Annotated in this window: 2 protein-coding genes; one reads left to right on the forward strand and one right to left on the reverse strand. The window is 72.1% G+C overall.

Going from position 1 to position 1,979, the window contains the following annotated elements:
* Nucleotides 1–104: 104 nt before the first annotated feature.
* Nucleotides 105–1,409, reverse strand: coding sequence for a serine/threonine-protein kinase (locus tag FXN61_RS49125; protein ID WP_167980596.1), 1,305 nt, complete (start codon nucleotides 1,407–1,409; stop codon nucleotides 105–107).
* Between the two features lie 147 nt (nucleotides 1,410–1,556).
* Between FXN61_RS49125 and FXN61_RS49130 the strand changes: the two genes are divergently transcribed.
* The coding region (locus FXN61_RS49130; protein WP_188136324.1) for an EsaB/YukD family protein at nucleotides 1,557–1,979 on the forward strand (423 nt) is incomplete at its 3' end.

The following is a 1,979-nucleotide window of genomic DNA, read 5'->3' on the forward strand; positions in this document are numbered from 1 at the left end:
CTGGGCCGCGGTGCGCGCGGTCCGGCGCGGGTTGCGCACCCGTGGTCTGGCGGCGCGGCTGCGCGCCGCCGTCGACCCGCGCACGCTCAGGTCGTGAGAAGACCTCAGAGCTTGCAGGTGGCGCCGCGCAACGCCTTCGGCTTGCTCTCGTAGACGTGGGTGCCGTCGTAGCCCTGCAAGAGGAAGCAGTACTTGCGGTTCGGGTCCACGTCGACCTTCAGCGAGCGGTTCTGCTTGGCGAGCATGACCTTCGGCTGCTCGCCCTCCCCGGCGACCACCACGGCGAACTCCAGCTGTTCCGGACTCTGCCAGGAGAGGTCGACGTAGTTGACGTTGTCCACGGGGTCGACCAACTGGAGCACGACCGCCTTCGCCGGTGTGGTCGGGACCGCTTGCGTGGAGGTGGGGGCGTCGCCGCGCACCGCGGGATCGCTGCGCATCAGGAACACACCCAGCGCGACGACGACGAGCAACCCGACCGCGCCGCCGATCACCGGCACCGCGGGATGCTTCCTGCCGGTCGTGCCCGGCGCGGAGACGAACACTGGGGTGCCACGCGGCACGGGCGGGCGGGGCGGCGCGCCGGAGAAGTCCGCGAAGTCGTCGAACTCGGCGGTGGACCGGTCGGGTGTGGAGAGCCTGCCGAGCCACGTCGCCACGTGGCGCATGCTGCCGGGGCGGATCGCCGGGTCCTTCGCGAGCAGTGCCCTCACCAGCTCGGCCAGCTCGTCGGGCAGGTCGGAGCGGTCCGGCCGGGGCACGGTAGAGCCGAGCACGCGGAGCTTGCGGTCGTCAGGGTGCTCACCGAGCCGCGCGGGATGCGGTGACATGCCCGACAACGCCAGGTACAGCACGGCGCCCAGGCCGTAGAGGTCGGAGCGTTCGTCGGCGGTGCCGTGCTCCAGGGTCTCCGGCGCGAGGAAGTCGACCCCGTCGCCGCCCTCGTGCGGGAACAGCCTGCGCAGCGTGACGCCGAAGTCCGCGAGCACGGGCGCACCCGACGGCCGGAACAGGACGTTTCCCGGCGTGACGCCACCGTGGACGATGCCCGCGTCGTGCGCCGCCGCGAGCGCCTCGGAGAGCGTCCTGCCGAGTGTGATCGCTTCCGCGATCGACAGCGGCCCTTCCTGCTCCACCACGTCGGTCAGCGACTGCGTGCACAGCTCCATCCGCAGCGCGGTGCGGTCACCGAGGTCTTCCAGTCCGTCGGCGACCAGCACGGACGCGTGGGCGCGCAGTGGCGCGAGGCCGGCGAGTTCGCGTTCGACCTCGGTGCGGGTGCGGCGCGGCAGCTTTGCGCGGAACACCTTGAGCGCGACGGCTTCCCCGGCGCGGATCCCGGCGTAGACCGTCGCCATCGGCCCGGTGCCGCGCGGCACCAGGTCGCCGAAACCGTGATCAGTCCCCATCGCGGGCTCCATCTTAGAGAAGTCCTCCCGTGTGGCCGCTAGCTGCCGAACCGGTTCCATGCTGGTCGTCACCCGGTGATCGTAGGTAGGTGGAAGGGCGGTCAAGCCCTCACGGCAGGAAGTGGCCTCTCGAAGGTTGAGGAACCAATGACGACAACGGGGCTGGTCAGGGTGACCATCGCCGCACCGGACCGGCGCATCGACATGGCGCTGCCAGAACGGTCGCCGCTGGCCGAGGTCGTGCCGGGCCTGCTCGCCCACGCGGGCGAGGGGCTCGCCGACGCGGGCGTCGAGCACGGTGGCTGGATGTTGCGCCGCACCGACGGTGCGCGGCTGGATCTCGCGCTCTCCCTTGGCGCGCACCGGGTCCGCGACGGCGAGGTGCTGCACCTCGTGCCTCGCAGGCTGGACTGGCCGGAGCTCGAGTACGACGAGGTCGACGCGATCTCGGCGGGTGCCTCGCGGACGGGTTCGCTGTGGGGACCCGGCCACACCAGACGCGCCGGGCTCGCCGCGGGTGCCGCGGCCGTGCTGATCGCGCTCGTGGTGGCGCTGCGGGCATGCCCACCG

The organism is Lentzea indica (assembly GCF_012184385.1).
Lineage (GTDB): Bacteria > Actinomycetota > Actinomycetes > Mycobacteriales > Pseudonocardiaceae > Lentzea > Lentzea indica.